This window comes from Sulfurovum sp., from assembly GCF_041551015.1.
In the GTDB taxonomy this organism is placed as follows: domain Bacteria; phylum Campylobacterota; class Campylobacteria; order Campylobacterales; family Sulfurovaceae; genus Sulfurovum.
Genome location: NZ_JBFENQ010000160.1, coordinates 1 through 3,768, shown reverse-complemented (window position 1 = coordinate 3,768; position 3,768 = coordinate 1). Strand labels below are relative to the sequence as shown.

Sequence of the window (3,768 nt, the reverse complement as noted above, 5' to 3'; positions counted from 1 at the left end):
CGACTGAACGGCTCACATGTTGAGGCTCTTAAGTATCCCTCAGTATAACCTTCTTCAGTTCCTTTATTAATGGCATCTCTCAAAAGACCACCCTTAATACGTACATCTTCACCAACATTGACAAAAAATACTGCTAAACCAGTATCTTGACAAAGTGGTCTTTTCTCATCTTTTGCGATGTTTGCATTTTCAAGTATTTGTCGAATAACCTCTTTACTTACAGGTGACTTTTCAGCCTCCATAGCAGCTTCTAGTGCATCATAGGTATCTTGTGGTAGATCCGTACCACAATGCATGATCATATCTTTTACTGCTTTTACAACAACATCAAATTCAATTTCTCTCATCTATAACCTTTAGTCAAAAAATTTCTTCTCTTTAAGTACATTGATCATACTTCTTACTGACTCAACACTTTTAGCAAACTTATTTTTTTGACCTTCATTCAGTGTCATCTCAAAAAGTTTTTCAACACCATTCGCACCAAGTGCCACCGGTACACCCGAAACTACATCAGAATGACCATAGTGTCCGTCCAAATAGACTGCACAAGGGTGAATCTGTTTGGTATCTTTTAAGATCGCTTCTACCATAAGAGCTGTAGACTTTGCAGGAGCATAGTATGCTGAACCTGTCTTAAGATAACCTACGATTTCAGCTCCACCATGTTTCGTACGCTCAACGATCTCAAGGATATCCGCTTCATCAAGTACATCAGTCAATGGTACACCAGCAACTGTTGAGAACTTAGGAAGTGGAACCATATCATCGCCATGACCACCCATCACAGAAGCACGAATTTGTCCTGCTCCATAACCGATCTTCTCATGGATAAAGTGTGCCATTCTAGCTGAATCCAGAATACCAGCCATACCAATAACTCTCTCTTTAGGAAATCCTGACTCTTTAAGTGCAACGTATGTCATTACATCTAAAGGATTAGAAACCATAATGATAATAGCATCAGGTGCATGTTCTTTTACATCTGCAACAACTTCTTTAGTGATCTCAGCATTGATCATAAGAAGATCATCTCTACTCATACCTGGTAATCTAGGGCTTCCTGCTGTAATAACAACTACATCTGAACCTGCCATACCTGAAGCATCTTCAGCAACAGAAACCAATGTGTGCATTCTAGCTGCATTGGCTGCTTGTGACATATCTAAAGCTTTACCTTTAGCGATCTCTATGTTTCTGTCTCTAAGTACTATCTCGTGACAGATACCTTTCATCGCCAATGAATAGGCTACAGTTGCACCTACATTTCCAGCACCAATGATCGATACTTTTTTACCTTTTTTCATTATAATCCTTTAATTGAGAACTATAGGGGACCTCAAAGCAAAACATAACTCATAATTTATGTTATCAATTATGCTTTGCGACAAAAGAGGTTTACATCAACCCTATGCTATATGACACATGTGTGTCAATAGTATCTTTTTACACTAGATACAAAGAAGTGATGCAGAAGATAACTCTGCAGAAGTATATAATATACCAAAAAAAATTTACATTTTGGTAACAAGTATTGCACCAGATCGGTGCAATACTCAGTGAAGCTTTACTTATATAGCGTCAATGATCGCATTAAGTGTAGCAGATGGTCTCATCGCTTTTGATGCTAACTCATCGTTCGGGTGGAAGTATCCACCAACATCTTGAGGTTGACCTTCAACAGCAAGAAGTTCTTCCATAATTGTTGCTTCTTTCTCTTTAAGTTCAGCAGCAACAGGTGCAAATTTAGCAGCTAGTTCAGCATTTGAACCATTTGCAAGTGCTTCTGCCCAGTACTGTGCTAAGAAGAAGTGAGATGCTTTATTATCTGGCTGTCCTACTTTTCTTCCTGGCTCTTTACTGTTATCAAGGTAACCATTATTTGCTTCATCTAGCGCTTCAGTCAATGCTTTAAGTTTAGCATCATCATGTTTTTGACCGATAAATCTTAATGACTCAGCCAATGCCAAGAACTCACCAAGTGAATCCCATCTTAAGTGACCCTCTGCAAGGAATTGATCAACGTGCTTAGGAGCTGATCCACCTGCACCAGTCTCATACAATCCACCACCAGCGATCAATGGAACGATTGAAAGCATTTTAGCAGATGTTCCAAGCTCTAGGATCGGGTACATATCAGTAAGGTGATCTCTAAGAACGTTACCAGTTACAGCGATCGTGTTTTCACCTCTTCTGATTCTCTCGTTTGTAAATCTTGTTGCATCAGTCACTTTCATGAATTGAATATCTAAACCATCAGTATCATAGTCAGCAAGGTATGCATTTACTTTTTTGATAAGTTCAGCATCGTGAGCTCTGTTCTCATCTAACCAGAATACTGCAGGGATACCTTCGATTCTTGTTCTTTCAACAGTAAGTCTTACCCAGTCTCTAATAGGTATATCTTTTGTTCTAGCAAGTCTCCAGATATCACCAGCTTCACACTCAAAGCTCATAAGTACACCATCTTCACCAGTTACTGTCACTGTACCAGCTTCAGCCAGTTCAAATGTAGTTGGGTGAGAACCGTACTCTTCTGCTTTTTGAGCCATAAGACCGATATTTTGCATTGTACCCATAGTTGATACATCATATTGACCATGCTTCACACAGTCAGCTACCATCTCTTCATGGAACATAGCGTAAGTAGAGTCAGGAATAACTGCAACTGTTTCAAGTGCAGCACCTGTTCTATCCCACTGTTTACCACCTTCTCTTACCACTACAGGCATAGAAGCATCGATAATTACATCGTTTGATGCGTTAAAGTTTGTTTGACCTTTATCAGAATCAACCATTGCAATTTTTGGAGCATCTGAATCAACTGCTGCTTGGAATGCTGCTTTGATCTCAGCTTCTTGTGCGTGACCAGCGATCTTTTTCTCAAGGTCAGACATACCCATGTTAGGATTTACACCTACTTCTTTGAAAGTATCAGCATATTTAGCGAATACGTCTGCGAAGAAGATTTCAAATGCGTGACCGAACATAATTGGGTCAGAGATCTTCATCATAGTAGCTTTAAGGTGTAGTGACCAGATAAGATCTTTTGCTTTTGCATCTTCGATTGTTTGCTTATAGAACGCTCTAAGTGCAGCAATAGACATAAATGTACCATCAAGTACTTCACCGGCAATTGCATTGATAGATGTTAACTCTTTACCGTTAAGTGCGATTGTTACTTTTTGGTCTTTATCAAGTGTTACTGATTTTTCATGTGCGAAGAAGTCACCTTTTCCACCCATGTGTGCAACATATGCTTTAGAGTCTTCAGCGAATGCTCTAAGTCTATGTGGGTTCTTCTGTGCAAATCTTTTTACAGCTTTAGCAGCACGTCTGTCTGAGTTTCCTTCTCTTAGTACCGGGTTAACAGCTGAACCTAAACAAGTAGCATATTTAGCTTGAATAGCTTTCTCTTCATCTGTAGTTGGGTTTTCAGGGTAGTTAGGAATATCATATCCTTGACCTTGAAGCTCAGCGATACAATCTTTAAGTTGACCTGCAGAAGCTGAAATATTTGGAAGTTTGATAATGTTTCCATCTGGTTGAAGAACTACTTCACCTAGTTTAGACAACTCATCTTCTGCAAGACCCATTGCTGCAAGTACTCTTCCTGCTAGTGAAATATCACTCTCTACAACTTCTACTCCTGCTGATTTAGTAAAAGCATTTACGATTGGTAACAATGAATACGTAGCTAGTGCTGGCGCTTCATCGATTTTTGACCATATGATCTTTGGTAATTGTGACATATTTGTTCCTTATATT

The 3,768-nt window shown here is 39.2% G+C and carries 3 protein-coding genes; all 3 read right to left on the bottom strand.

The window, feature by feature from the left end; genetic code table 11:
- Positions 1–347 (bottom strand): fumarate hydratase (locus ABZC96_RS09005; RefSeq protein ID WP_373030584.1); only part of this gene is annotated, 347 nt, incomplete at its 3' end.
- A 9-nt stretch (positions 348–356) separates the two neighbouring features.
- Complete coding sequence (gene mdh / locus ABZC96_RS09000; protein ID WP_373030583.1) at positions 357–1,307, bottom strand: malate dehydrogenase; 951 nt, start codon at positions 1,305–1,307, stop codon at positions 357–359.
- Between the two features lie 264 nt (positions 1,308–1,571).
- Complete coding sequence (locus ABZC96_RS08995; RefSeq protein ID WP_373030582.1) at positions 1,572–3,752, bottom strand: NADP-dependent isocitrate dehydrogenase; 2,181 nt, start codon at positions 3,750–3,752, stop codon at positions 1,572–1,574.
- Positions 3,753–3,768: the final 16 nt, after the last annotated feature.

Excerpts from the sequence above, each read along its gene's own strand:
- mdh (WP_373030583.1), bottom strand. The coding sequence starts at position 1,307 with ATGAAAAAAGGTAAAAAAGTATCGATCATTGGTGCTGGAAATGTAGGT.
- ABZC96_RS08995 (WP_373030582.1), bottom strand. The coding sequence starts at position 3,752 with ATGTCACAATTACCAAAGATCATATGGTCAAAAATCGATGAAGCGCCA.